The organism is Pseudomonas sp. B21-036 (genome assembly GCF_024748925.1).
Classification (GTDB): Bacteria; Pseudomonadota; Gammaproteobacteria; order Pseudomonadales; family Pseudomonadaceae; genus Aquipseudomonas; species Aquipseudomonas palmensis.
This window is the reverse complement of record NZ_CP087178.1, coordinates 5,411,033-5,435,634: the sequence shown is the minus strand read 5'-3', so window position 1 is coordinate 5,435,634 and position 24,602 is coordinate 5,411,033. Positions and strand designations below refer to the sequence as shown.

General features: G+C 64.5%; 19 protein-coding genes. 11 read left to right on the top strand and 8 right to left on the bottom strand.

All coding sequences use genetic code 11. The features are described 5' to 3' along the window. The first annotated feature begins 62 nt into the window (after positions 1–62). Positions 63–2,936: an aminomethyl-transferring glycine dehydrogenase gene (gene gcvP / locus LOY33_RS24765; RefSeq protein WP_258660418.1), complete on the top strand. Its 2,874-nt coding sequence runs from the start codon at positions 63–65 to the stop codon at positions 2,934–2,936. Between the two features lie 62 nt (positions 2,937–2,998). Here gcvP and LOY33_RS24760 read toward each other — a convergent pair whose 3' ends face one another. The 5 genes from LOY33_RS24760 to LOY33_RS24740 all read right to left on the bottom strand — a co-directional run bounded on the left by LOY33_RS24760 (position 2,999) and on the right by LOY33_RS24740 (position 7,014). Then, positions 2,999–3,313: a DUF2388 domain-containing protein gene (locus tag LOY33_RS24760; protein WP_043863414.1), complete on the bottom strand. Its 315-nt coding sequence runs from the start codon at positions 3,311–3,313 to the stop codon at positions 2,999–3,001. A 71-nt stretch (positions 3,314–3,384) separates the two neighbouring features. Beyond that, positions 3,385–3,834, bottom strand: a complete 450-nt coding sequence (locus LOY33_RS24755) for an NfeD family protein (protein WP_054915507.1) — start codon at positions 3,832–3,834, stop codon at positions 3,385–3,387. Between the two features lie 2 nt (positions 3,835–3,836). Continuing rightward, positions 3,837–4,757: an SPFH domain-containing protein gene (locus LOY33_RS24750; protein WP_043863416.1), complete on the bottom strand. Its 921-nt coding sequence runs from the start codon at positions 4,755–4,757 to the stop codon at positions 3,837–3,839. A gap of 83 nt (positions 4,758–4,840) precedes the next feature. Continuing rightward, positions 4,841–6,583, bottom strand: a complete 1,743-nt coding sequence (locus LOY33_RS24745; RefSeq protein ID WP_258660415.1) for a GspE/PulE family protein — start codon at positions 6,581–6,583, stop codon at positions 4,841–4,843. A gap of 89 nt (positions 6,584–6,672) precedes the next feature. Next, entirely contained in the window at positions 6,673–7,014 is a 342-nt protein-coding gene (locus tag LOY33_RS24740; protein ID WP_043863418.1) for a hypothetical protein, read from the bottom strand. 126 nt (positions 7,015–7,140) lie between these two features. Between LOY33_RS24740 and LOY33_RS24735 the strand changes: the two genes are divergently transcribed. Further along, the gene (locus LOY33_RS24735) at positions 7,141–7,605 is read left to right on the top strand and encodes an Lrp/AsnC family transcriptional regulator (RefSeq protein WP_043863419.1); all 465 of its coding nucleotides are present in this window, start codon (positions 7,141–7,143) and stop codon (positions 7,603–7,605) included. A 3-nt stretch (positions 7,606–7,608) separates the two neighbouring features. Here LOY33_RS24735 and LOY33_RS24730 read toward each other — a convergent pair whose 3' ends face one another. Then, positions 7,609–8,976: an inorganic triphosphatase gene (locus tag LOY33_RS24730; protein WP_054915510.1), complete on the bottom strand. Its 1,368-nt coding sequence runs from the start codon at positions 8,974–8,976 to the stop codon at positions 7,609–7,611. Positions 8,977–9,096: 120 nt separating this feature from the next. Between LOY33_RS24730 and argE the strand changes: the two genes are divergently transcribed. Together argE and argA are read left to right on the top strand one after the other, a co-directional pair. Further along, positions 9,097–10,254: an acetylornithine deacetylase gene (gene argE, locus LOY33_RS24725; protein WP_258660402.1), complete on the top strand. Its 1,158-nt coding sequence runs from the start codon at positions 9,097–9,099 to the stop codon at positions 10,252–10,254. Positions 10,255–10,377: 123 nt separating this feature from the next. Then, a complete protein-coding gene (gene argA, locus LOY33_RS24720) occupies positions 10,378–11,676 on the top strand; it encodes an amino-acid N-acetyltransferase (RefSeq protein ID WP_043863422.1) in 1,299 nt (432 codons plus the stop codon). Positions 11,677–11,751: 75 nt separating this feature from the next. Here the strand turns inward: argA and LOY33_RS24715 are convergent, their stop codons facing one another. Next, positions 11,752–13,128 (bottom strand): glutamine synthetase family protein, encoded by a 1,377-nt coding sequence (locus tag LOY33_RS24715; protein ID WP_043863423.1) that lies wholly within the window; start codon positions 13,126–13,128, stop codon positions 11,752–11,754. Positions 13,129–13,731: 603 nt separating this feature from the next. Between LOY33_RS24715 and LOY33_RS24710 the strand changes: the two genes are divergently transcribed. From LOY33_RS24710 to LOY33_RS24680, 7 genes are all read left to right on the top strand, one after another. After that, positions 13,732–15,090, top strand: coding sequence for a glutamine synthetase family protein (locus tag LOY33_RS24710; protein ID WP_043863424.1), 1,359 nt, complete (start codon positions 13,732–13,734; stop codon positions 15,088–15,090). A gap of 48 nt (positions 15,091–15,138) precedes the next feature. Next, positions 15,139–16,497, top strand: coding sequence for an aspartate aminotransferase family protein (locus LOY33_RS24705; protein ID WP_043863425.1), 1,359 nt, complete (start codon positions 15,139–15,141; stop codon positions 16,495–16,497). A 169-nt stretch (positions 16,498–16,666) separates the two neighbouring features. After that, on the top strand, positions 16,667–17,764 hold the full coding sequence (locus LOY33_RS24700) for a polyamine ABC transporter substrate-binding protein (protein WP_043863426.1): 1,098 nt from the start codon (positions 16,667–16,669) through the stop codon (positions 17,762–17,764). A 164-nt stretch (positions 17,765–17,928) separates the two neighbouring features. Continuing rightward, positions 17,929–19,023, top strand: coding sequence for a polyamine ABC transporter substrate-binding protein (locus tag LOY33_RS24695; RefSeq protein WP_043863427.1), 1,095 nt, complete (start codon positions 17,929–17,931; stop codon positions 19,021–19,023). A 58-nt stretch (positions 19,024–19,081) separates the two neighbouring features. Then, complete coding sequence (locus tag LOY33_RS24690; RefSeq protein WP_043863428.1) at positions 19,082–20,224, top strand: ABC transporter ATP-binding protein; 1,143 nt, start codon at positions 19,082–19,084, stop codon at positions 20,222–20,224. Between the two features lie 35 nt (positions 20,225–20,259). Further along, complete coding sequence (locus tag LOY33_RS24685) at positions 20,260–21,141, top strand: ABC transporter permease subunit (protein ID WP_173925095.1); 882 nt, start codon at positions 20,260–20,262, stop codon at positions 21,139–21,141. Then, the gene (locus LOY33_RS24680; RefSeq protein WP_043863430.1) at positions 21,138–22,031 is read left to right on the top strand and encodes an ABC transporter permease subunit; all 894 of its coding nucleotides are present in this window, start codon (positions 21,138–21,140) and stop codon (positions 22,029–22,031) included. Before LOY33_RS24685 ends, LOY33_RS24680 begins: the two co-directional genes overlap by 4 nt. Before the next feature lie 102 nt (positions 22,032–22,133). Here the strand turns inward: LOY33_RS24680 and LOY33_RS24675 are convergent, their stop codons facing one another. After that, positions 22,134–24,506, bottom strand: coding sequence for a penicillin acylase family protein (locus tag LOY33_RS24675; RefSeq protein ID WP_258660397.1), 2,373 nt, complete (start codon positions 24,504–24,506; stop codon positions 22,134–22,136). Between the last annotated feature and the right edge of the window lie 96 nt (positions 24,507–24,602).

The following is a 24,602-nucleotide window of genomic DNA, read 5'->3' as shown; positions in this document are numbered from 1 at the left end:
TCCCTTCCTAGACTCAATAAGCCTCGACCCCTCGAGGCTTGGTCTTGGAAGAGAGAGCCGCTATGTCCCAGTCGCCGTCCCTGAGCCAACTGCACGATCCCAACCCGTTCCTGCGTCGTCATCTTGGCCCGGATGCGGCCGAGCAGCAGGCGATGTTGCAGGCCCTGGGCCTGAGCAGTTGCAGTGAACTGATTGAGCAGACCGTCCCGCCGGGCATTCGCCTGAACCGCCCGCTGGAACTGCCCCCGGCGCTTGATGAACAGGCCGCCCTGGCAAAACTGCGCGGTTACGCCGAGCAGAACCAGGTGTGGACCAGCCTGATCGGCATGGGGTACCACGCTACCCTGACGCCCACGGTGATCCTGCGCAACGTGCTGGAGAACCCCGGCTGGTACACCGCCTATACGCCGTATCAGCCGGAGATCGCCCAGGGTCGCCTGGAGGCGCTGCTCAATTACCAGCAGATGGTCATCGACCTGACCGGGCTGGACCTGGCCAATGCCTCGCTGCTCGACGAAGCGACGGCCGCTGCCGAAGCCATGGCTCTGGCACGGCGCATGGCCAAGTCGCGCAGCAATGCGTTCTTCGTCGATGAACATTGCCACCCGCAGACCCTGTCCGTATTGCAGACCCGCGCCGAGGGCTTCGGCTTCGAGCTGATCGTCGATGGGCTGGACAACCTGGACAAGCACCGGGTGTTCGGCGCGCTGCTGCAATACCCCAACACCCACGGCGGGGTGCACGACCTGCGCCCGGCCATCGAGCAGCTGCATGCCCAGCAGGCGCTGGCCTGCGTCGCCGCCGACCTGCTGAGCCTGGTGCTGTTGACCCCGCCGGGCGAGCAGGGCGCCGACGTGGTGCTCGGCTCGACCCAGCGCTTTGGCGTGCCCATGGGCTACGGGGGCCCGCACGCGGCCTACTTTGCCTGCCGCGACGACTTCAAGCGCGCCATGCCAGGGCGCATCATCGGCGTTTCCAAGGACGCGCGCGGCAACCTGGCGCTGCGCATGGCCCTGCAGACCCGCGAACAGCACATCCGCCGCGAGAAGGCCAACTCCAACATCTGCACCGCGCAGGTGCTGCTGGCCAACATCGCCGGGTTCTATGCCGTGTACCACGGGCCCGAAGGGCTCAGGCGCATCGCCCAGCGGGTGCACCGGCTCACGGTGATCCTGGCTGCCGGCCTGCAAGCCAAGGGGCTCAAGCGCTTGAACGAGCACTTCTTTGACACCCTGACCCTGGACGTCGGCGGCAGCCAGACCGCGATCATCCAGAGCGCCGAGGCCGCGCAGATCAACCTGCGCATCCTGGGCCGCGGGCACCTGGGCGTAAGCCTGGATGAAACCTGCGACGAGGCCACGGTGCTGCGCCTGTTCGGCATCTTTCTGGGCGCCGACCATGGGCTGAGCGTGGCCGAGCTGGATGCCCAGGCGCAGCACAGCGGCATCCCCGACGCCTTGCAGCGCCAGTCGGCGTTTCTGACGCACCCGGTGTTCAACCTGCACCACAGCGAAACCGAGATGCTGCGTTACCTCAAGCAGCTGGAGAACAAGGATCTGGCCCTCAACCAGTCGATGATCCCGCTGGGCTCGTGCACCATGAAGCTCAACGCCAGCAGCGAGATGATCCCCATCACCTGGCCGGCCTTCGCCAACCTGCACCCGTTCGCGCCGCTCAGCCAGGCCCAGGGCTATACCGCGATGATCGACGAGCTGGAGCGCTGGCTGTGCGCGATCACCGGTTTCGATGCCATCTGCATGCAACCCAACTCCGGTGCCCAGGGTGAATACGCGGGGCTGCTGGCGATCAGCAAGTACCACCGCAGCCGCCAGCAGGGTCAGCGCGATATCTGCCTGATCCCGGCCTCGGCGCACGGCACCAACCCGGCGTCTGCGCAGATGGCCGGCATGCAGGTGGTGATCGTGGAATGCGATGTGGCGGGCAACGTCGACCTGGCCGACCTCAAGGCCAAGGCCCAGGCGGCAGGTGAGCGTCTGGCCTGCCTGATGGCCACCTACCCGTCGACCCACGGTGTGTACGAGGAAGGCATCAGTGAGATCTGCGAAGTTATCCACAGCCACGGTGGCCAGGTGTACATGGATGGCGCCAACCTCAATGCCCAGGTTGGGTTGGCGCGGCCGGCGGACATCGGTGCCGATGTATCGCACATGAACCTGCACAAGACCTTCTGCATTCCCCATGGCGGTGGCGGGCCGGGCATGGGCCCGATCGGCGTGCGTGCACACCTGGCACCGTTCGTGGCCAGCCATCCGGTGGTGCCGGTGCCCGGGCCCGACCCGCAGAACACCGCGGTCAGTGCGGCGCCCTGGGGCAGTGCGAGCATCCTGCCGATCAGCTGGATGTACATCGCCATGATGGGGCCGCAACTGGCCGATGCCAGCGAGGTGGCGATCCTGTCGGCCAACTATCTGGCCCAGCAGTTGGGCGGGGCGTTCCCGGTGCTGTACCGCGGGCGCAATGGGCGGGTGGCGCATGAGTGCATCCTCGACCTGCGGCCCTTGAAGACGCTGACCGCCATCACCGAAGAGGATGTGGCCAAGCGCCTGATGGACTACGGGTTCCATGCGCCGACCATGTCGTTCCCGGTGCCGGGCACCTTGATGGTGGAGCCGACCGAGAGCGAGTCCAAGGCCGAGCTGGACCGCTTCGTGGAGGCGATGCTGAAGATTCGGGCCGAGATTGCAGAGGTGCAGAACGGCAACTGGCCAGCCGAGGACAACCCGCTCAAGCGGGCGCCGCATACCTTGGCGGATGTGCTGGGGGTGTGGGAACGACCTTACTCGATCGAACAGGGTGTTGCGCCGAGCCACCATGCGCGGCTGCACAAGTACTGGCCGGCGGTGAACCGGGTGGACAACGTGTACGGGGACCGCAACCTGTTCTGTGCGTGTGTGCCGGTGGAGGATTATCGCTGAGGCCAGGGCCTCGTGGCCGACAAGGCTGGCTCCTGTAGGAGCCGGCATTGCCGGCGAGGTGATTACTCGGTCACGGCATTCTGCGCCAGGATCGCATTGGCCAGCTCCATGTCGCTGACCTGCAGCCCTGGCTGCTCGGCACGCACACGCTGCATGGCAGCCTCAAGATACGGCCCGCTGATCTGGCCGTTGCTGGCCACATAGCTGCTGGCATCTTCCTGCGCCGCCACCACCAGCTTGTGGTCCTTGAAGGTCAGGTAGGTGGAGCCGGTGGTGGCACCGGACGAAATCACATCACGCCAGAAGCCATCAGCCATCGCCGAGCCAACCGGCAGCGACAACAAGGCAAGGGTGGCAACCGCAAGTTTGACGCGCATGGGGCTTACTCCAGTGTGGGGGCTATTATGGTGCGTTGGATCGTGATTTCCCCAGGCAAGTTCCCCAGGGCCTACGGTGCGGGGCCAACCTGCAGTATCGCGCCGTCCTGCGACAGCACTTGCACCGGGGTGCCCACCGGCAGGTCCGGCCCGCGGACCATCCACACCCCGTCGCCGACCTTGATCTTGCCGCGACCGCCCACGATGGCCTCCTGCACCACGAAGGTCCGGCCGATCAGTTCCTGGCCGCGCATGTTCAGCCCCGGCGCATCGCTGGGGCTGGCATTGCTGCGCTGACGGTGCCACCAGAACACTGCGGTGAATACCGACAGCAGGCCGAACAGCAGGAACTGCAAGGTCCACGGCAGCTGCGGGACGACGAAGGTAATCACGCCCACGCCCGCCGCCGCCACCCCGATCCACAGCAGGTAGCCGCCGGCGCCGAACACCTCCAGGATCAGCAGCAGCGTACCGAGCGCCAGCCAGTCCCAGAACGACAGGTGTTGCAGGTAGTCCCACATGCTCAGCCCTTCTTGCCGTCGAAGGTGGCCCGCACGATCTCGCCGATGCCGCCGACGGCGCCGATCACCTGGCTGGCTTCCAGCGGCATCAGCACCACCTTGCTGTTGTTGGCCGAGGCCAGCTTGCCCAGCGCGTCGACGTATTTCTGCGCCACGAAGTAGTTGATGGCCTGCACATTGCCGTTGGCGATGGCCTCGGACACCACCTGGGTGGCGCGGGCTTCGGCTTCGGCCTGGCGCTCGCGGGCCTCCGATTCCAGGAAGGCCGCCTGACGCTCACCCTCGGCCTCGAGGATCTGCGCCTGTTTCTTGCCTTCGGCGGTGAGGATGGCAGCCGCCCGCAGGCCCTCGGCTTCGAGGATCTGCGCACGCTTGACCCGCTCGGCTTTCATCTGCCCGGACATGGCGGCCATCAGGTCGGCCGGCGGGCTGATGTCCTTGATCTCGATACGGGTGATCTTGATGCCCCACGGTGCGGTGGCTTCATCCACGGTGCGCAGCAGGCGCTCGTTGATGGCGTCGCGCTGGCTGAGCATGGCGTCCAGTTCCATGGAGCCGAGCACGGTACGGATGTTGGTCTGCAGCAGGTTGCGGGTGGCGTGCTCGAGGTTGTTGACCTCGTAGGCGGCCTGCGCCGTGTTGACCACCTGGAAGAAGCACACCGCATCGATCTGCACGGTGGCGTTGTCGGCGGTGATGACTTCCTGCGGCGGGATGTCCAGCACGCTTTCCATCATGTTGATCTTGCGCCCGATGCGGTCCATCACCGGCACGATGATGTTGAGGCCCGGCTTGAGGGTGGTGGTGTAGCGGCCAAAGCGTTCCACGGTCCACTGGAAACCCTGCGGCACCACCTTGAACCCCATGAACACCAGCGCCAGGGCCAGGCCCACGAATAACAGCATTACCATTCCGATTTGCATGACGTTTCCTTGGTCAGCAGGACTGAAAGTGCGCAAGCTTGGCATGTGGTCAGCTGTGCAGGCCAGCGCCGGATCATTTCATTTCATGCAGTAACGCGAATCACTTCTGTCAGTGTAGTCAGCCCTGCGGCGACTTTTTGCGCGCCGCTGATGCGCAGGCTGCCCAGCCCCTCGGCCCGGGCCTGGCGGCGCAGGTTTGCCAGGTCGACGTCGCCCGACAGCTGCTCGCGCAGGCGTGGGCTCACAGGCAGCAGCTCGAACAGGCCGGTGCGGCCCCGGTAGCCGGTGTACCGGCAATCGCGGCAGCCTTCAGCCTGGCAGGTAGCGGTGGGCAGCGGCGCCTGCGGGTCGAGTTCGCGCCAGTGCGCCATGTCGAGCGGCTGCGCCACCTTGCACGCCGGGCACAGCGTGCGCACCAGGCGCTGGGCCAGCACGCCGACAAGCGTGGCACGGATCAGGTACGGCGCGATGCCCAGTTCCAGCAGGCGCCCGACGGCGCCGCAGGCATCGTTGGTGTGCAGGGTCGAGAGCACCAGGTGGCCGGTGAGCGCGGCCTGGATCGCCACCTGCGCGGTGTCGGCATCGCGGATCTCGCCGATCATGATGATGTCCGGGTCCTGGCGCAGCAGCGCACGCACACCGTTGGCAAAGCCCAGGTCGATGCCGGGCTGCACCTGCATCTGGTTGAAGGCCGGCTCGAGCTGTTCGATCGGGTCTTCGAGGGTGCACAGGTTGACCTGTGGCGTGGCCAGTTGCTTGAGGGTGGCGTACAGGGTGCTGGTCTTGCCCGAGCCGGTCGGCCCGGTCACCAGGATGATGCCGTGGGGCTGGTGCAGCATCGCCTGCCAGTGCTGCAGCGCCTCGCCGTCCAGGCCCAGCTGGGTGAAGTCCTGGTGCAGCAGGTGCGGGTCGAAGATACGCAGTACCAGTTTCTCGCCGAACGCGGTGGGCAGGGTGGCCAGGCGCAGCTCGACCTCGGCGCCGGCGGCCGAGCGGGCCTTGATGCGGCCATCCTGCGGGCGGCGCTTTTCCGCGACGTTCATGCGCCCCAGGCTCTTGAGCCGGCTGACCACCGCCAGGGTCACCGCCGGCGGGAACTGGTAGGCCGGGTGCAGCAGGCCGTCGATGCGCAGGCGCAGGTGGCCCTGGTCGCGGCGCGGCTCGATGTGGATATCGCTGGCGCGCTGCTCGAAGGCGTACTGCAACAGCCAGTCGACGATGCCGACGATGTGCGTCTCGTTGGCATCGACGTCGCCTGCGCTGTTGCCCAGGTCGAGCAGTGCCTCGAGGCTGGCGCCGTCGGGCCCGGGCACGGCCTGCTGGCTGGCACCACTGACCGAGTGGGCCAGGCGAAACACCGCCTGGCTCAGCTCACGGATCTGCACCGGGCTGGCCAGCACCCGCTGCACCCTGCGTTGCAGCACCTGCCCAAGGTCGCGCTCCCAGCTGCGTACGTAGGGCTGGGCGCTGGCGACTGTCACCGTGTGGGCATCCACCGCGATGGCCAGAATCTGGTGACGCCGCGCGAATGCGGCCGACATCAGCCCGCCGAGGCTGGCTGCCTGCAGTGCCAGGGGGTCGATGCGCACATGGCGCTGGCCGGCCTGGCGGCCCAGCCATTCGCCCAGGGCATCGAGGTCCAGGGTATGGCCGGGGCGTTGCAGGTCGTTCAGGCCGCGTCGGGCGATGCGCTCCAGCGGATGTGTGGGTTCATTGGCGGCCTGCGGCCAGGGGCGCGCACAGGCGGGGCTGATGCGTTGCTGGGCGAGCAGTTCGGCGAGCAGGGTGTCGAGGTCGAGCCAGCGATCGGGCGGCGTGGCAGGCATGGGGCTTCCTTGCGAAGGTCGGACGGCCAGCCAAGGCTAGCTGCCAGCGGACCACAGGGCCTGTCGCAAGGGTTGCCGGATTTTTCTGTTCAGCGTGCCTGCTGCAATGGCATGCGCGAGGCCGCCAGAGGCTCGACGCTGACCTGGGCGACACAGATCAGGTTGCGCATTTTCTGTGCAATCAGTTCGGCGCGGTGCCAGCTCAGGCCGGCTACGCCGATCTCCAGGTTCAACAGGTCGTCCTGCTGCTGCATCTGTACCTGGTGCGGGGTAAGGAACTGCAGGGCAAACAGGTTGAGCACGCGGCACAGGCTGTCCGGCTCGGCTTCCACCTGCAGGCTGTAGCGCACGCTGCTGTGCGCAGCATTGGCGGCCCAGACATCGCTGCGCAGCGGGGTGACGGGGCTGTCCAGCCGTTCGTGGGCGCTCATGGGAAATCTCCGGTTTCGATGGAGGAATTTTTACATCTTCAACCGGGTATTTTTTCTCTATGATCGAGCGATCTGCGTAATCTGCGCATTGTTCAATTCATTAATGGCGCCTTGAGGGGATAAAACATGCAAAGCCAACTGGACGCCTACGACCGACGTATCCTGGCTCTGCTGCAGGAGGATGCGTCGCTGTCCAGCGCACAGATTGCCGAACGGGTCGGCCTGTCGCAGTCGCCGTGCTGGCGGCGGATCCAGCGGCTCAAGGAGGAGGGGGTGATTCGCGGGCAGGTGACCCTGCTCGATCGCAAGAAGATCGGCCTGAACACGCAGATTTTCGCCGAGGTCAAACTCAACGCCCACGGGCGGACCAACTTCGCCGAATTCACCGAGGCGATCCGCGAGTTTCCCGAGGTGCTGGAATGCTATGTGCTGATGGGCGCAGTGGACTTCCTGCTGCGCATCGTCACCCCGGACATCGAAGCCTACGAACGGTTCTTCTTCGAAAAGCTGTCGATGGTGCCGGGGATCCAGGAGGTCAACTCGATCGTGGCCTTGTCCGAAATCAAGTCCACGACCAGCTTGCCGGTGTAGCCGTCACTTGCGCAGCAGGTGCTTCCAGCCGCGGCTCTGGAACACTGCCATGGCCTGATGCACACGGGCTTCGAGCACGTCGTCGCTGATTGGCAGGCTGGCCAGTTCGTGCAGCTTGTTCAGCTCGCCGAACAGGCGGTCCAGGTCGGGGCTTTCCAGCACCTGGCGGGCATGGTGCAGCCAGGCCAGCAGGCGCTCGATGCGCGGCAGCTGTTCGGCCAGGTCTTCAGGCTGGCGGTGGTACAGCGGCAGTTGCAGCGCGTTGGCTTCGTCCGACAGCAGCACCTTGAGCCAGTTGCCCAGTTGCGCAGCGCCCTGGCGGTCGCCACGCTTGTTGCGCTCGACGGTCCAGCCACGGGCCAGCAGCCAGCGCGAGGTGTCCAGCGAGAACTGGCCCCAGCGGGTGTCGAGCAGTTCTTCGGCAAACTGCTCGGGCGCCGCGCGGCGCACGTCTTCGTCGTCGTTGCCGGCCAGCACCAGCGGGCGCCAGTCCTCGAGCAGGGCGTCGAGGCTGGCACGCAGGGCGCTGGTGGTCGGGCGCGGCGCGGCCTGGCCCAGGCTGCCGAGCAGGGCGCGCAGTTCGGCCAGGCTCTGGACCCAGTCCTGCAGCAGGCGCCAGTGTCCGTTGAACAGGTACTGCTCGGCCAGGCGCTGGCTGCTGCCCAGCAGGTGCCAGGCCAGTGCCGCGAAGGCATCGTCCAGCGGCATCTCGGCGTTCAGTTCAGCAGGCGGCAGGCTCACGGCGAAGCTCGAGGGGTCGAGCAGGCGGTAGCCGCGTTCGGCCTTGCTGATGTCGCACGGCATCAGCGGCAGGCTGGCGGCCAGCTCGGCGGCCAGTTCCAGCAGTGCGGCCGGGTCGCCTTCACGCAGTTCCAGCTCAAGCTCGCAGATGGCTTCCTTCTGCTTGCCGGCCACTACATGGCCCAGGTCCAGCGCAGCCTCGATGACCACCTTGGCCTTGCCACGGCCCCAGGCGATTTCGGCGTACTCGCGGGTGAAGTCGGTGCTGAACAGCGGCTTGATGGTTTTCTTGTCCAGGTCGGCCAGCTCGGCCGGCCATACCTGCTCGTCGAGCTTCTTGAGGTCGAGCTTGGCCTTGGGCAGCTGCCATTCGTGCTCGTTGCGTACCGACAGCCCGGCGGTGCTGTGGCCACGGGCCTTGAGGGTCTGGATCACCACGTCGCCGTCACGGCGCAGGCGCAGGGCCACCTTGGCTGCGGCCAGGTCGCGTTCTGGGGTATCGAAATATTGATTGAGCAGCTCGCGCTGCTGCCAGCCGGACTTGTTGCGCTTCTTCAGCAACGGGTGTTCGCGCAGGGCAGCGAGGGTCTCGCGGCTGACCCGCAGTTTGAGTTCGGTTTCTTTGTTCATTGCTGGCAGGCTCGATGACTGGGTGCGTCTTGGCCGTGCAGTGTACAGGAGTCGGCCGCTGACGGTTTATTCCAGGTGCCCGATAGCCCTATGATGGGCCTCGTACCGAGGAGAATGCGCATGCCTTTGCCGCCGCTCAAAGACCAGTTCGCCGCCCTGATCGCCACGCCGTCGGTCAGTTGCACCCAGCCGAGCCTGGACCAGTCCAACCGCGCGGTGATCGACCTGCTGGCCACCTGGCTGGGTGACCTGGGTTTTGCCTGCGAGCTGCAGGAGGTGACGCCGGGCAAGTTCAACCTGCTGGCCAGCTACGGCAGCGGCCCCGGCGGCCTGGTGCTGGCCGGGCACAGCGACACGGTGCCCTATGACCCGCAGCTGTGGCAGACCGATCCGCTCAAGCTGACCGAGGTTGACGGGCGCTGGGTGGGCCTTGGCAGTTGCGACATGAAGGGCTTCTTCGCCCTGGTGATCGAGGCGGTACGCCCGCTGCTCGAGCAGCCGTTCAGGCAGCCGCTGCTGATCCTGGCTACCTGCGACGAGGAAAGTTCGATGTCCGGCGCCCGCGCCCTGGCCGATGCCGCCCGCCCGCTGGGCCGTGCAGCGGTGATCGGCGAGCCGACCGGGCTGCGCCCGATCCGCCTGCACAAGGGGGTGATGATGGAGCGCATCGATATCCTCGGGCGCAGCGGTCATTCGTCCGACCCGAGCCTGGGCCACAGCGCCTCGGAGGCGATGCATGCGGTGATGGGCGAGCTGATGGGCCTGCGCCGGCAATGGCAGCAGCAGTACAGCAACGCCCAGTTCAGCGTGCCGCAGCCGACCATGAACTTCGGCTGCATCCACGGTGGCGACAACCCCAACCGTATCTGCGGGCAGTGCGCCCTGGAGTTCGACCTGCGTCCGCTGCCGGGCATGGACCCCGAAGTGCTGCGTGCTGCGATCCGCAGCAAGCTGGCGCCGCTGGCCGAACAGCACCAGGTGAAGATCGACTACGCGCCGCTGTTTCCCGAGGTGCCGCCGTTCGAGCAGGCCGCCGACGCCGAACTGGTGCGCGTGGCCGAGCGTCTTACCGGGCATACGGCCGAGGCGGTGGCCTTTGGTACCGAGGCGCCTTATCTTCAACGTCTGGGCTGTGAAACCCTGGTGCTGGGCCCCGGCGACATCAGCTGTGCCCACCAGCCGGGCGAGTACCTCGAAATGTCACGCCTGGAGCCTACCGTGCGTCTATTGCGTGAGTTGATCGGGCATTATTGCCTCAACCCGGTAATTGCCCGCTGATTTCAACCGTTTTTACCCAAGGAGAACGCGCGTGACGCCAGACCTGTTGCGACGATAACCCTTCGAGCGCTGTGTGCTTTTCCGTTCTTGTCCTTTTTCCACAGGTTTCTACAGGCTCTGGTTATGCCCGAATACGTCAATTGGCTGCGTCATGCTTCGCCTTACATCAATGCCCACCGCGACTGCACCTTCGTGGTCATGCTGCCCGGTGACGGGGTCGAGCACCCCAACTTCGGCAATATCGTCCACGACCTGGTGCTGCTGCACAGCCTGGGCGTGCGCCTGGTGCTGGTGCACGGTTCGCGCCCGCAGATCGAAAGCCGCCTGGCCGCCCGCGGCCTGAGCGCGCACTACCATCACGGCCTGCGCATCACCGATGCGGCCACCCTGGAATGCGTGATCGACGCGGTCGGCCACCTGCGCATCGCCATCGAGGCGCGCCTGTCGATGGACATGGCCGCGTCGCCGATGCAGGGTTCGCGCCTGCGCGTGGCCGCCGGCAACCTGGTCACGGCGCGCCCCATCGGCGTGCTCGAAGGCGTCGATTATCACCACACCGGCGAAGTGCGCCGGGTCGATCGCAAGGGCATCAATCGCCTGCTCGACGAGCGCTCCATCGTGCTGCTGTCGCCGCTGGGCTATTCGCCCACCGGCGAGATCTTCAACCTGGCCTGCGAAGACGTCGCCACCCGTGCGGCCATCGAGCTGGGGGCCGACAAGCTGCTGCTGTTCGGCGCCGAGCGCGGGCTGATGGATGAGAGCGGCAGGCTGGTGCGTGAGCTGCGCCCGCAGCAGGTGCCGGCGCATCTGCAGCGCCTGGGCTCGGACTATCAGGGCGAGTTGCTGGACGCGGCCGCCGAAGCCTGCCGTGGCGGCGTGGCGCGCAGCCACATCGTCAGCTATGCCGAGGACGGTGCGCTGCTCACCGAGCTGTTCACCCGTGACGGTGGCGGCACGCTGGTGGCTCAGGAACAGTTCGAGAAGGTGCGCGAGGCGGCCATCGAGGATGTCGGCGGCCTGCTGGACCTGATCAGCCCGCTGGAAGAGCAGGGCATCCTGGTGCGGCGTTCGCGCGAGGTGCTGGAGCGCGAGATCGAGCAGTTCAGTGTGGTGGAGCGCGAGGGGATGATCATTGCCTGCGCGGCGCTGTACCCGATCGCCGATTCGGAGGCGGGCGAGTTGGCGTGCCTGGCGGTGAACCCGGAATACCGGCATGGCGGGCGTGGCGACGAGTTGCTGGAGCGCATCGAGACACGGGCGCGGGAGATGGGCTTGAAGACCTTGTTCGTGCTGACGACGCGCACGGCGCACTGGTTCCGCGAACGCGGCTTCGTGCCCAGCGAGGTGGAGCGGCTGCCTGCGGCGAGGGCTTCGCTGTACAACTACCAGCGCAATTCGAAGATCTTCGAGAAGGCGCTTTAAGGGCTTCGCCGGCAAGGTCGGCTCCTACACGGTCACATCGACCCTGTAGGAGCCGGCCTTGCCGGCGAATGGACCTTACACGGTGTGCAGGTACCAGTTGTACTCAAGGTCGGAGATGGAGTGTTCGAACTCCTCCAGCTCGCTTTCCTTGCAGGCCACGAAGATATCGATGTACTTCGGATCGATGTACTTGGCCATGATCTCGCTGTCGTCCAGCTCGCGCAGTGCATCACGCAGGTTGTTCGGCAGGCTCTGCTCGTTCTGCTCGTAGGAGTTGCCCACCATCGCCGGGCCCGGTTCGACCTTGTTGGTCAAGCCGTGGTGCACGCCCGCCAGTACGGCTGCCATCAGCAGGTACGGGTTGGCGTCGGCACCGGCCACACGGTGCTCCAGGCGCACGGCGTCCGGCGTGCCGGTCGGTACGCGCAAGGCCACGGTACGGTTGTCCAGGCCCCAGGTCGGGGAGTTGGGCACGTAGAACTGGGCACCAAAACGGCGGTACGAGTTGACGTTCGGGCACAGGAACGCCATCGACGCCGGCAGGGTCTCGAGCACACCGCCGATCGCGTGACGCAATGCGGCGTTCTGCTCGGGATCCTCGCTGGTAAAGATGTTCTTGCCATCCTTGTCCAGCACCGAGATATGCACGTGCAGACCATTGCCCGCCTGGCCAGGGTACGGCTTGGCCATGAAGGTGGTGTCCATCTCATGGTCGTAGGCGATGTTCTTGATCAGACGCTTGAGCAGTACCGCGTAGTCGCAGGCCTTGATCGGGTCGGCCACGTGGTGCAGGTTCACTTCGAACTGCGCCGGGGCACTTTCCTTGACGATGGCGTCAGCCGGGATGCCTTGTTCCTTGGCACCTTCCAGAATGTCCTGCAGGCAGTCGACGTACTCGTCGAGGTCGTCGATCAGGTACACCTGGGTGGAGATCGGACGCTTGCCCGAGATCGGCGAGCGCGGCGGCTGCGGGCGGCCGTTCACGTTCTCCTGGTCGATCAGGTAGAACTCCAGCTCGAACGCGGCGCAGATGGTCAGGCCCAGGTCGTCGAACTTGCTCACCACCTGGCGCAGCACTTCACGCGGGTCGGCGAAGAACGGCTCGCCCTCGAGCTCGTGCATGGTCATCAGCAGCTGCGCGGTAGGGCGCTTCTGCCAGGGCTCGTTGGAGAGGGTACCGGGGATGGGATAGCAGATACGGTCGGCATCGCCGATGTCCAGGCCCAGGCCGGTGCTTTCGACGGTGGAACCGTTGATGTCCAGGGCGAAGAGGGAGGCCGGCAGGTTGATGCCTTTCTCGTAAACCTTGTGCAGGCTCGTGCGTTCGATGCGCTTGCCACGCACCACACCATTCATATCTGCAATCAGAAGGTCAACGTAGAGAACCTCAGGATGTTCCTTAAGGAACGCGTTCGCTTCGTTAAGCTGAACGGCACGCGGGGGTACCGACATGATGCAACACCTTTGTTGTTAAAAATATCAATCAATGGGGGCTTGCAGGTTCAGTCAACGCGAAAGCCCTGCTGAAGTCAAGCCAGCCCCATCATGCCCTAAAACGGCGCTGAAGCGGCATTTTTGCTGCAAATGAGGGCGTCGACAAGGCCTGCTTTGGTAGCGAGACAGCGACTTTGAGCGGGCCGTATTCTATTTTTTACAGGGGTGTTGTGTAAAAAAATGAACAAGGCTAAGCTCGGTTGCAACCCATAACAGCAATAATACCGGGGGTTACATGTCTCGCCAGCCGACAATCGGCGTCACCGGCCGCACCGCGCGGATCGGTCTGCACGCCCGCCGCACCCACGGCAGATACCGCGTGGCCGTGCGCCACCACCTGGCCGCAATAATTGACGGCCTGGGCTGCATGCCCGGTATCGCACCCTCTTCTGTAATCGACTGCCACCACTATAGCCGGCCAGGCGGCCCAGCGGGTATTGCCCTGCGCGTTCGCCCCGTGGCAGGTGCTTTGCTTTAGCGTCGTGCGGCATCCAGAATGAGCAGGACGGCCCAGCCTGGGCGTCCTGACGTCAGTCCAGACATTTACCTCCTGAGGTATTTATGAGTAACAACCTCGACCAGCTCACCGATTGGTTGAAAGAGCACAAGATCACCGAAGTCGAGTGTCTGATCAGCGACCTCACCGGTATCACGCGCGGCAAGATCTCCCCCACCAACAAGTTCATTGCCGAAAAGGGCATGCGCCTGCCCGAAAGTGTGCTGTTGCAGACGGTGACCGGCGACTACGTCGACGATGACATCTATTACGAGCTGCTCGATCCGGCCGACATCGACATGATCTGTCGCCCCGACGAGAACGCGGTATTCCTGGTGCCATGGGCCATCGAGCCCACCGCGCAGGTGATCCACGACACCTACGACAAGCAGGGCAACCCGGTCGAGCTGTCGCCGCGCAACGTGCTCAAGAAGGTCTTGAAGCTCTACGCCGACAAAGGCTGGCAGCCGATCGTGGCGCCGGAGATGGAGTTCTACCTGACCAAGCGCTGCGAGGACCCGGACTTCCCGCTGCAGCCGCCCATCGGCCGCTCGGGTCGCCCCGAGACCGGTCGCCAGTCGTTCTCCATCGAGGCCGCCAACGAATTCGACCCGCTGTTCGAGGACGTCTACGACTGGTGCGAACTGCAGCACCTGGACCTGGACACGCTGATCCACGAGGACGGCACCGCGCAGATGGAAATCAACTTCCGTCACGGCAACGCGCTGTCGCTGGCCGACCAGATCCTGGTGTTCAAGCGCACCATGCGTGAGGCCGCGCTCAAGCACAACGTCGCCGCCACCTTCATGGCCAAGCCCATGACCGGCGAGCCGGGCAGTGCGATGCACCTGCACCAGAGCATCATCGACGTGAACACCGGCAAGAACATCTTCTCCAACGAAGACGGCAGCATGAGCCAGCTGTTCCTGCACCACGTCGGTGGCCTGCAGAAGTTCATCCCGTCGGTGCTGCCGCTGTTTGCCCCCAACGTCAACTCGTTCCGCCGCTTCCTGCCCGACACCTCGGCGCCGGTGAACGTGGAGTGGGGCGAGGAGAACCGCACCGTGGGCCTGCGCGTGCCGGATGCCGGCCCGCAGAACCGGCGTGTGGAAAACCGCCTGCCCGGCGCCGACGCCAACCCTTACCTGGCGATTGCCGCCAGCCTGTTGTGCGGCTACATCGGCATGGTCGAAGGCATCAACCCCAGCGCGCCGGTCAAGGGTCGCGGTTACGAGCGGCGCAACCTGCGCCTGCCGCTGACCATCGAGGACGCCCTTGAACGCATGGAGAACTGCAGCGCGCTGGAGCCGTACCTGGGCAAGAAATTCATCGCAGGCTACGTCGCCACCAAACGCGCCGAGCATGAAAATTTCAAACGCGTGATCAGCTCCTGGGAACGCGAGTTCCTGCTGTTCGCGGTCTGATAAACCCCGGGGCCGCAGGAGCGCGGCCGTCAGTCATCGGAGAAGCACATGAGCGTCAAGAACCCGCAAACCCGCGAGTGGCAAGACCTGAGTCGTGATCATCACCTGGCGCCGTTCAGCGACTACAAGCAGCTGAAGGAAAAAGGCCCGCGGATCATCACCAAGGCCAAGGGCGTGCACCTGTGGGACAGCGAGGGCAACAAGATCCTCGACGGCATGGCCGGGCTGTGGTGCGTGGCCGTCGGCTACGGCCGTGAAGAACTGGCCGAGGCGGCAGCCAGCCAGATGCGCGAGCTGCCGTACTACAACCTGTTCTTCCAGACCGCCCACCCGCCGGCGCTGGAGCTGGCCCGGGCGATCACCGAGGTGGCCCCTGCGGGCATGAGCCATGTGTTCTTCACCGGCTCCGGCTCCGAAGGCAACGACACCAACCTGCGCATGGTCCGCCATTACTGGGCGCTCAAGGGCAAGCCGCAGAAGCAGGTGATCATCGGTCGGGTCAACGGCTATCACGGCTCCACCGTGGCCGGCGCTGCCCTGGGCGGCATGAGCGGCATGCACGAGCAGGGCGGTACGCTGCCGGGCATCGTGCATATTGCGCAGCCGTACTGGTTCGGCGAAGGCGGCGACATGACCCCGGACGCGTTCGGCGTATGGGCCGCCGAGCAACTGGAGAAGAAGATCCTCGAGGTCGGCGAAGACAACGTGGCCGCCTTTATCGCCGAGCCGATCCAGGGTGCTGGCGGGGTGATCATCCCACCAGAAACCTACTGGCCGAAGATCAAGGAAATCCTCGCCAAGTACGAAATCCTGTTCATTGCCGATGAGGTGATCTGCGGTTTCGGTCGTACCGGCCAGTGGTTCGGTACCGACTACTACGGCCTCAAGCCCGACCTGATGACCATCGCCAAGGGCCTGACTTCGGGCTACATCCCCATGGGCGGCGTGATCGTGCGTGACGAAGTGGCGGCCGTGCTCAGTGAAGGCGGCGACTTCAACCACGGCTTCACCTATAGCGGCCACCCGGTGGCGGCAGCGGTGGCCCTGGAAAACCTGCGGATCCTGCGCGACGAGAAAATCATCGAGCGCGTTCAGGCAGAAACGGCACCGTATTTGCAGAAACGTCTGCGTGAGCTGAACGATCATCCGCTGGTGGGCGAGGTCCGTGGCCTGGGCATGCTTGGCGCGATCGAGCTGGTCAAGGACAAGGCGACCCGCACCCGTTACGAGGGCAAGGGCGTGGGCATGATCTGCCGCCAGTTCTGCTTCGACAACGGGCTGATCATGCGCGCCGTGGGCGACACCATGATCATCGCGCCGCCGCTGGTCATCACCTGCGAGGAGATCGACGAGCTGGTGGAAAAGGCACGCAAATGCCTGGACCTGACGCTCGAAGCGTTGAAGTGAGCAGGTGCTAGGCTCAGCCTTGGGTTGAATGGCGATCTGCGGCGCACTCTGGTTGAAACCGCGCCGTGGATCTTGCCAGACTAGCGACTGTTTCAGTCGCCCAGCGCTTGCGCCGAACGAGTCGGTCGCTGAACAGATGGTTTCTATAAAAAATTCTGGAGCATTACGCATGAAGAAAATGGGCAAGACGCTGTTGGCCGCTACCCTCGCGGGGTTGATGGCCGGTGCTGTTCAGGCGGACGACAAGGTGCTGCACGTCTACAACTGGTCCGACTACATTGCGCCGGACACCATCGCCAAGTTCGAGAAGCAGTCGGGCATCAAGGTGGTCTACGACGTGTTCGACAGCAACGAAACCCTGGAAGCCAAGCTGCTGGCCGGCAAGTCGGGCTACGACGTGGTGGTACCGTCCAACAACTTCCTGGCCAAGCAGATCAAGGCCGGTGTGTACCAGGAGCTGGACAAGTCCAAGCTGCCGAACTGGAAGAACCTCGACGAAGACCTGCTCAAGGCCGTGGGCGATGCCAGTGACCAGGGCAACAAGCATGCCTTCCCGTACATGTGGGGCAGCATCGGCATCGGCTACAACCCCGAGAAGGTCAAGGCCGCGCTGGGCGTCGACAAGATCGACTCGTGGGACGTGGTGTTCAAGCCGGAAAACATCGCCAAGCTCAAGAGCTGCGGCGTGAGTTTCCTCGACGCACCGACCGAAATGATCCCGGCGGCCCTGCATTACCTGGGCAAGCCGACCAACAGCAAGGACAAGGCAGACCTGAAGGCCGCCGAAGACCTGTTCCTGAGCATTCGCCCATCGGTGGCGTACTTCCATTCCTCCAAGTACATCTCGGACCTGGCCAACGGCAACATCTGCGTGGCCGTGGGTTACTCGGGTGACCTGGAGCAGTCCAAGGCCCGTGCCCACGAAGCGGGCGACAAGGTCAAGCTGGCCTACAGCATTCCGAAAGAAGGCGCCGGCACCTTCTATGACATGGTCGCGATTCCCAAGGACGCCACCAATGTCGAAGCAGCCTACAAGTTCATGGACTTCCTGATGCAGCCGGAAGTCATGGCCGAGATCACCAACGCCGTGCGCTTCCCGAACGGCAACAAGGCAGCCACCGCTCTGGTGGACAAGGACATCTCCGGCGACCCGAGCATCTACCCGTCGGATGAAGTGAAGAAGCACCTGTACGCGATCAGCGACCTGGATGCAGGCACCCTGCGCCTGATCACCCGCAGCTGGACCAAGATCAAATCGGGCAAATAAATCCGGTTTTTCCCGTCAGGCACTGAAAAACAGTGCCTGAACGGGGCTCGAGGGCAAATTCTTTTTGCTCGATGGGTGTATCGAAGGTAAGTTGCGCGCCGGTTTGCCGGTACCGCAGGCGTATCTGCCAAACGACTCGGGCACTTTTGTAGAGGACCTCCCACTTGTCTACTTCACATTTTCGCAAGGCCGTCCTGGCCACAGCGAGCCTGACGCTGGCGATCAGTGTCCAGGCGGCGCCCACGGTGCATATCTACAACTGGTCGGACTACATCGGCCAGACCACCCTTGCGGACTTCGAAAAGGAGACCGGCATCAAGCCGGTGCAGGACGTCTTCGATTCCAACGAAACCCTGGAAGGCAAGCTGCTGGCCGGTCGCACCGGCTATGACGTGGTGGTGCCGTCCAACCATTTCCTCGGCAAGCAGATCAAGGCGGGCGCGTTCCAGAAGCTCGACAAGACGCTGCTGCCCAACTATTCCAATCTCGACCCGGCCCTGATGAAGCGCCTGGAGAAGAACGACCCGGGCAACCAGTACGCGGTCCCCTACCTGTGGGGCACCAATGGCATCGGCTACAACGTCGAGAAGGTCAAGGCCGCGCTGGGAACCGACACCATCGATTCATGGGCCGTGCTGTTCGAGCCGGAAAACATCAAGAAGCTCTCCAAGTGCGGCGTGGCGTTCCTCGACTCGGCCGACGAGATGCTGCCGGCGGTGCTCAACTACATGGGCCGCGACCCCAACAGCACCAACCCAAAGGACTACGCCGACGCCGAGAAGAAGCTGCTGGCCATACGGCCCTACGTGACCTACTTCCACTCGTCCAAGTACATCTCGGACCTGGCCAACGGCGACATCTGCGTGGCCGCCGGCTTCTCCGGCGACGTGTTCCAGGCCAAGTCCCGCGCCGAAGAGGCGGGCAAGGGCGTGGAAATCGCCTACGCGATCCCCAAGGAAGGCGGCAACCTCTGGTTCGACATGCTGGCGATTCCCAAGGACGCCAAGAACGTCAAAGAGGCCCACGCCTTCATCAACTATCTGCTCAAGCCTGAGGTCATCGCCCAGGTCAGCGATTACGTCGGTTACGCCAACCCGAACCCCAAGGCTGGCGAACTCATGGACCAGAGCGTGCGAACCGACGCAGCGGTTTACCCACCGCAAGAGGTGCTGGACAAGCTGTACGTCAACTCAGAGTTACCCCCCAAAGTGCAACGTTTGATGACCCGAAGCTGGACCAAGATCAAGTCGGGCAAGTAACTATCCAGGGCCCGTCACGGCAGGGGCGGGCACCAAAATCTTGTTGGGAGTTTCACACATGGCAGTTGCCTCCGGTGCCTATAAGAAAGCCCTAGAAGGCGATCAGCAACCTAAACAGGTGCTGGTCAAGATCGACCGGGTTACAAAGAAGTTCGACGAAACCGTAGCGGTGGACGATGTGTCCCTGGAGATCAAGAAGGGCGAGATCTTCGCGCTGCTCGGTGGCTCCGGCTCGGGCAAGTCCACCTTGCTGCGCATGCTGGCAGGGTTCGAGCGCCCGACCGAAGGGCGGATCTTCCTCGATGGCGTGGACATCACCGATATGCCGCCCTACGAGCGGCCGATCAACATGATGTTCCAGTCCTACGCGCTGTTCCCGCACATGAGCGTGGCCGACAACATCGCCTTCGGCCTCAAGCAGGACCGCATGAGCAAGGACGAGATCGAGGCGCGGGTGGCCGAGATGCTCAAGCTGGTGCACATGACCCAGTACGCCAAGCGCAAGCCGCACCAGCTCTCCGGTGGCCAGCGCCAGCGTGTGGCCCTGGCCCGTTCGCTGGCCAAGCGGCCCAAGCTGCTGCTGCTCGATGAGCCGATGGGCGCGCTGGACAAGAAACTGCGTTCGCAGATGCAGCTGGAGCTGGTGGAGATCATCGAGCGCGTGGGCGTGACCTGCGTGATGGTGACCCACGACCAGGAAGAGGCCATGACCATGGCCCAGCGCATCGCGATCATGCACCTGGGCTGGATTGCCCAGATCGGCAGCCCCATCGATATCTACGAAACCCCCACCAGCCGCCTGGTGTGCGAGTTCATCGGCAACGTCAACCTGTTCGAAGGCGAAGTGGTCGAGGACGCCGAGGGCCACGCGCTGATCGCCAGCCCCGAGCTCGAGCGCAAGATCTACGTGGGCCACGGTGTGACCACCTCGGTCGAAGACAAGCGCATCACCTATGCGCTGCGTCCGGAAAAACTGCTGGTGACCACCGAGCAGCCGAGCTTCGAGTTCAACTGGTCCCATGGCAAGGTGCACGACATCGCCTACCTGGGTGGCCATTCGGTGTTCTACGTGGAGCTGCCAGGCGGCAAGATCGTGCAGTCGTTCGTCGCCAACGCCGAGCGCCAGGGCACCCGGCCGACCTGGGATGACCAGGTCTACGTGTGGTGGGAAGACGACAGCGGCGTGGTCCTGCGGTCATGACAGCGCGCAAGCTCAAGCGAGCGTTTCAGCGATTGATACCCGAAGGGCGTCACCTGGTGATCGGGGTGCCGTTCCTGTGGCTGTTCCTGTTCTTCATGCTGCCGTTCTTCATCGTGCTGAAGATCAGCTTTGCCGAAGCCGACGTGGCGATCCCGCCGTACACCGAGATCTTCACCTACCTCGAAGACAAGGTGCAGCTGGTACTCAACCTGGCCAACTATGGCCTGTTGACCGAGGACGAGCTGTACATCGCGGCCTACCTGGGCTCGTTGAAGATGGCCCTGATCAGCACGATCCTGTGCCTGGCGATCGGCTACCCGATGGCCTATGCCATCGCCAACGCGCGCAAGGAAATGCAGACCGTGTTGCTGCTGCTGATCATGATGCCGACCTGGACGGCGATCCTGATCCGCGTGTATGCGTGGATGGGCATCCTCAGCAACAACGGGCTGCTCAATGCCTTCCTGATGTGGCTGGGGCTGATCGATCAGCCGCTGCAGATCCTCAACACCAACCTGGCGGTGTATATCGGCGTGGTCTATTCGTACCTGCCGTTCATGATCCTGCCGCTCTACGCCAATCTGGTCAAACACGACCAGAGCCTGCTGGAAGCGGCGTCCGACCTGGGTTCGAGCACCTTCAACAGCTTCTGGAAAATCACCGTGCCGCTGTCCAAGAACGGCATCGTGGCCGGCTGCATGCTGGTGTTCATCCCGGTGGTGGGCGAGTTCGTGATCCCCGAGCTGCTGGGCGGCCCGGAAACCCTGATGATCGGCAAGGTGCTGTGGCAGGAATTCTTCAACAACCGTGACTGGCCGGTGGCTTCCGCCCTGGCGGTGGTGATGCTGGCAATCCTGATCGTGCCCATCCTGCTGTTCAACCGCAGCCAGGCCAAAGAGATGGAGGGCAGGGCATGAAGCGTTTCAGTTTCTCCAAACTGATGTTGGTGGTAGGCCTGCTGTTCATCTACCTGCCCATGCTGATCCTGGTGATCTACTCGTTCAACGCCTCCAAGCTGGTGACGGTGTGGGGGGGCTGGTCGGTGAAGTGGTACGTGGGCCTGCTCGACAACACCCAACTGATGGGCTCGGTGATGCGCTCGCTGGAGATTGCCTGCTACACCGCGGTGGCCGCGGTGGCGCTGGGTACCCTGGCGGCGTTCGTACTGACCCGCGTGACCCGCTTCAAGGGGCGCACGCTGTTCGGTGGCCTGGTCACCGCACCGCTGGTGATGCCTGAGGTGATCACCGGTCTGTCGCTGTTGCTGCTGTTCGTGGCCATGGCGCAGATGATCGGCTGGCCGCAGGAGCGCGGCATTGTCACCATCTGGATCGCTCACACCACGTTCTGCGCCGCCTATGTGGCGGTGGTGGTGTCGGCCCGCCTGCGCGAGCTGGACCTGTCCATCGAAGAGGCGGCCATGGACCTGGGCGCGCGGCCGTGGAAGGTGTTCTTTCTGATCACCATCCCGATGATCGCGCCGTCGCTGGCGGCGGGCGGCATGATGTCGTTCGCACTGTCGCTGGACGACCTGGTGCTGGCCAGCTTCGTGTCCGGGCCGGGTTCGACCACCTTGCCGATGGAAGTGTTCTCGGCGGTGCGCCTGGGCGTGAAGCCTGAGATCAACGCGGTGGCCAGCCTGATCCTGCTCAGCGTGTCGCTGGTGACCTTCATGGTCTGGTACTTCAGCCGCCGTGCCGAAGAGCGCCGCAAGCGCGCGATCCAGCAAGCCATCGAAGAAAGCGCCGCGGATTCGTGGAAGCAGCCGGACGTGCGCCGCGCCACTGCGGCGCAGGTCTCGGCCTGATCTGAAAAAGCCATCGCGGGTCACGCCCGCTCCCACAGGTTTTGCGAACACCGCAGACCCCTGTGGGAGCGGGCGTGACCCGCGATGGGCTGCACAGCAGCCCTAGGGCACCAGCCGCAACGTCCCCTCGGTCTCCCCCGCCAACCCCATCAGCGCCCGCTGATACCTGCCGTCGATATAGTCCTGCGCCTGATCGGCATAGTGCCTGTCGAACACCACGCCGCTCTGCCCGAGCGGGTTGATGCTCAGCGCCGTCCCCGCATCGGCGAAATCGATCACGCGCCGCGTCGATGGCCCGTAGGTCACCGGCCACGGTGCCGGGCCGATTCTGGATGACAGGTTGTTCGGTACCTCATGCGCGCCCGGCGCCGCGAATGGCCCCACGTTGAACAGCAGGTTCAGCGGCTTCTGCGCACCCAGCGGGTGCCCGTGGGTCAACGTGTGCGCCTTGCCCCACTGCCAGTTCGCCGGGTCCTTGCCCAGGGTGGTGCGCAGATGCGCCAGGGTGTTGTCCCAGGCCAGCTTGACCACCGTTTCGCGGTCACTGTGCGCGTTGCTGCCCTTGCGCGCCCACCACTGCGAATCCACGTCTGCGGCCAGGCGCGGCAGCAAGGTATCCACCATGCGCGTCGACAGCAGCGTCTCGAACCATTCGTCACCGAGCTCGTCATGGGTGGCGGCGCGGGCGAATTCGTACAGCAGCTGGTTGAACAGCGTGGCGCTGGTCGATTCCACCGGGTAGTCGCCGCGCCACGCGGCCAGTTGCTCGACCAGCTCGCGCTCGTGTACGTCGGTGACCACCTGGCGCAGTACCGACAGCAGCGGTGTGAGCAGGTGCGGGCCATAGGCGGTGGCCGTGTCCAGCTGCAACGCCTGGCTGTTGTGCAGGTCCCACTTCACGCCGGGCGAGGCCAGGTTGTTGTTGAGCTGGCGGCCGCGGTCCGGCGGGTTGTAGTAGCCGGGGATGACCATGCCGGTGGGCGACACCGGCTGGAAGTTGGCCGAGACGATGTAGCCCGCGGCGGGGTTCTCCTGCTGCGGGTTGGCGCTGAACGGGTAGAAGCCGAGCTTGTCGGCCTGGGCCGTGCTGCCGTCGAGAATGAACGCCGGGTTCACCCCATCCGGACGGATCGGCAACTGCGCTGCCGCCCACCAGCCGATATCGCCCTGTGCGTTGGCCCATACCAGGTTGAGGCCGGGGGCGTGGATCTTGGCGGCGGCCGCACGCATCCTGTCCAGGGTGTTGGCGCGGTTGATGTCGTAGAAGGCTTCCAGGATCGGGTTCTCGGTTTCCAGGAATGCCCACCACATCGCGATCGGCGTGCCGTTTTCATGCCCACTGACGGCGGGGTTGATGATCGGCCCGTGCGGCGAGCGGCGCAGGGTGAGGGTGAGCGGGTCTTCCCCCTTGATCCGGACCTGCTGCTGGGTGGAGGTGAGGTCGTGCCACTGGCCGTGGATCTTCACCTGTTCGGGATTGTCCGGGTTGACCTGCTCGGCGATCAGGTCGAGGTCGTCGTTCTGGAACATGGTCAGGCTCCAGCCGAACTCGCGGTTGTGTCCCAGCGAGGCGAACGGGTTCAGCGCCTGGTGGTAGCCGTACAGGTGAAAGCCCGGCGCCGACAGTTCGGCCTCGTACCACACCGACGGCACCGAGAAGCGAATATGCGGGTCGCCCGCCAGCAGCGGCTTGCCACTGGCGGTGAGCCTGCCGCTGACGGCCCAGGCGTTGCTGCCCTCGAATTGCGGCAGGCCCGCATCGCCCAGCGCCTGGTGGCTGACCTGGGCGATGCGGCCCAGGCTGCGCCAGTCGGCGGCGGCCAGGTGTGGCGGGGTCTGCACCGCGCCTTCGGGGTCCCAACCCAGGTCGAAGTCGCTGAGGTAGTACTTGCCCAGGTGATCGCGCACGTAGGTCAGCAGCGGCTCGGTACGAAACGCGGCGGCGAAGCTGTAGGCCATGAACCCTGCGATGCTCAGGGTGTCCTCGGCGGTGAACGGGCGCGGTGTGATGCCCAGCACATCGAACTCCACGGGCCTGGGGTGCGAGTCCTGCCAGGCGTTCACGCCCTCCAGGTAGGCTTGCAGGGCCAGCCAGGCCGGGGATTGCCTGTCCTGGCGGGCGACCATGCTGCGCGCCTGCTCGGCAATGCGCAGGCTGCGGAACAGGGTGTCGGTCTCCACCAGCTTGGGGCCCAGTACCTCGGCCAGTTCGCCATTGGCCAGGCGCCGGGTGATTTCCATCTGGAACAGGCGGTCCTGGGCGTGCACGTAGCCCAGTGCGCGGTACAGGTCGGTTTCGTTCTGCGCCCGGATGTGCGGTACGCCGCGCTGGTCGTAGCGCACGCTTACCGGCGCCTGCAGGCCGGCCACGGTGACTTCGCCGGTGCGTTGCGGCAACTTGCTGTGGGCATACCAGTAGCCACCGCCGGCGACGGCGGCGATGAGCACCGCAAGAAGGGTAAGGCTGCGTTTCATCGGGGCTCCTTGTGCGAGGATCGTTCCTTGCCCTGGCCGGTCAGATGTTCGGCACAGGATAGACCCTGCAACTTAACCCATCCCAGGAAGCCACGG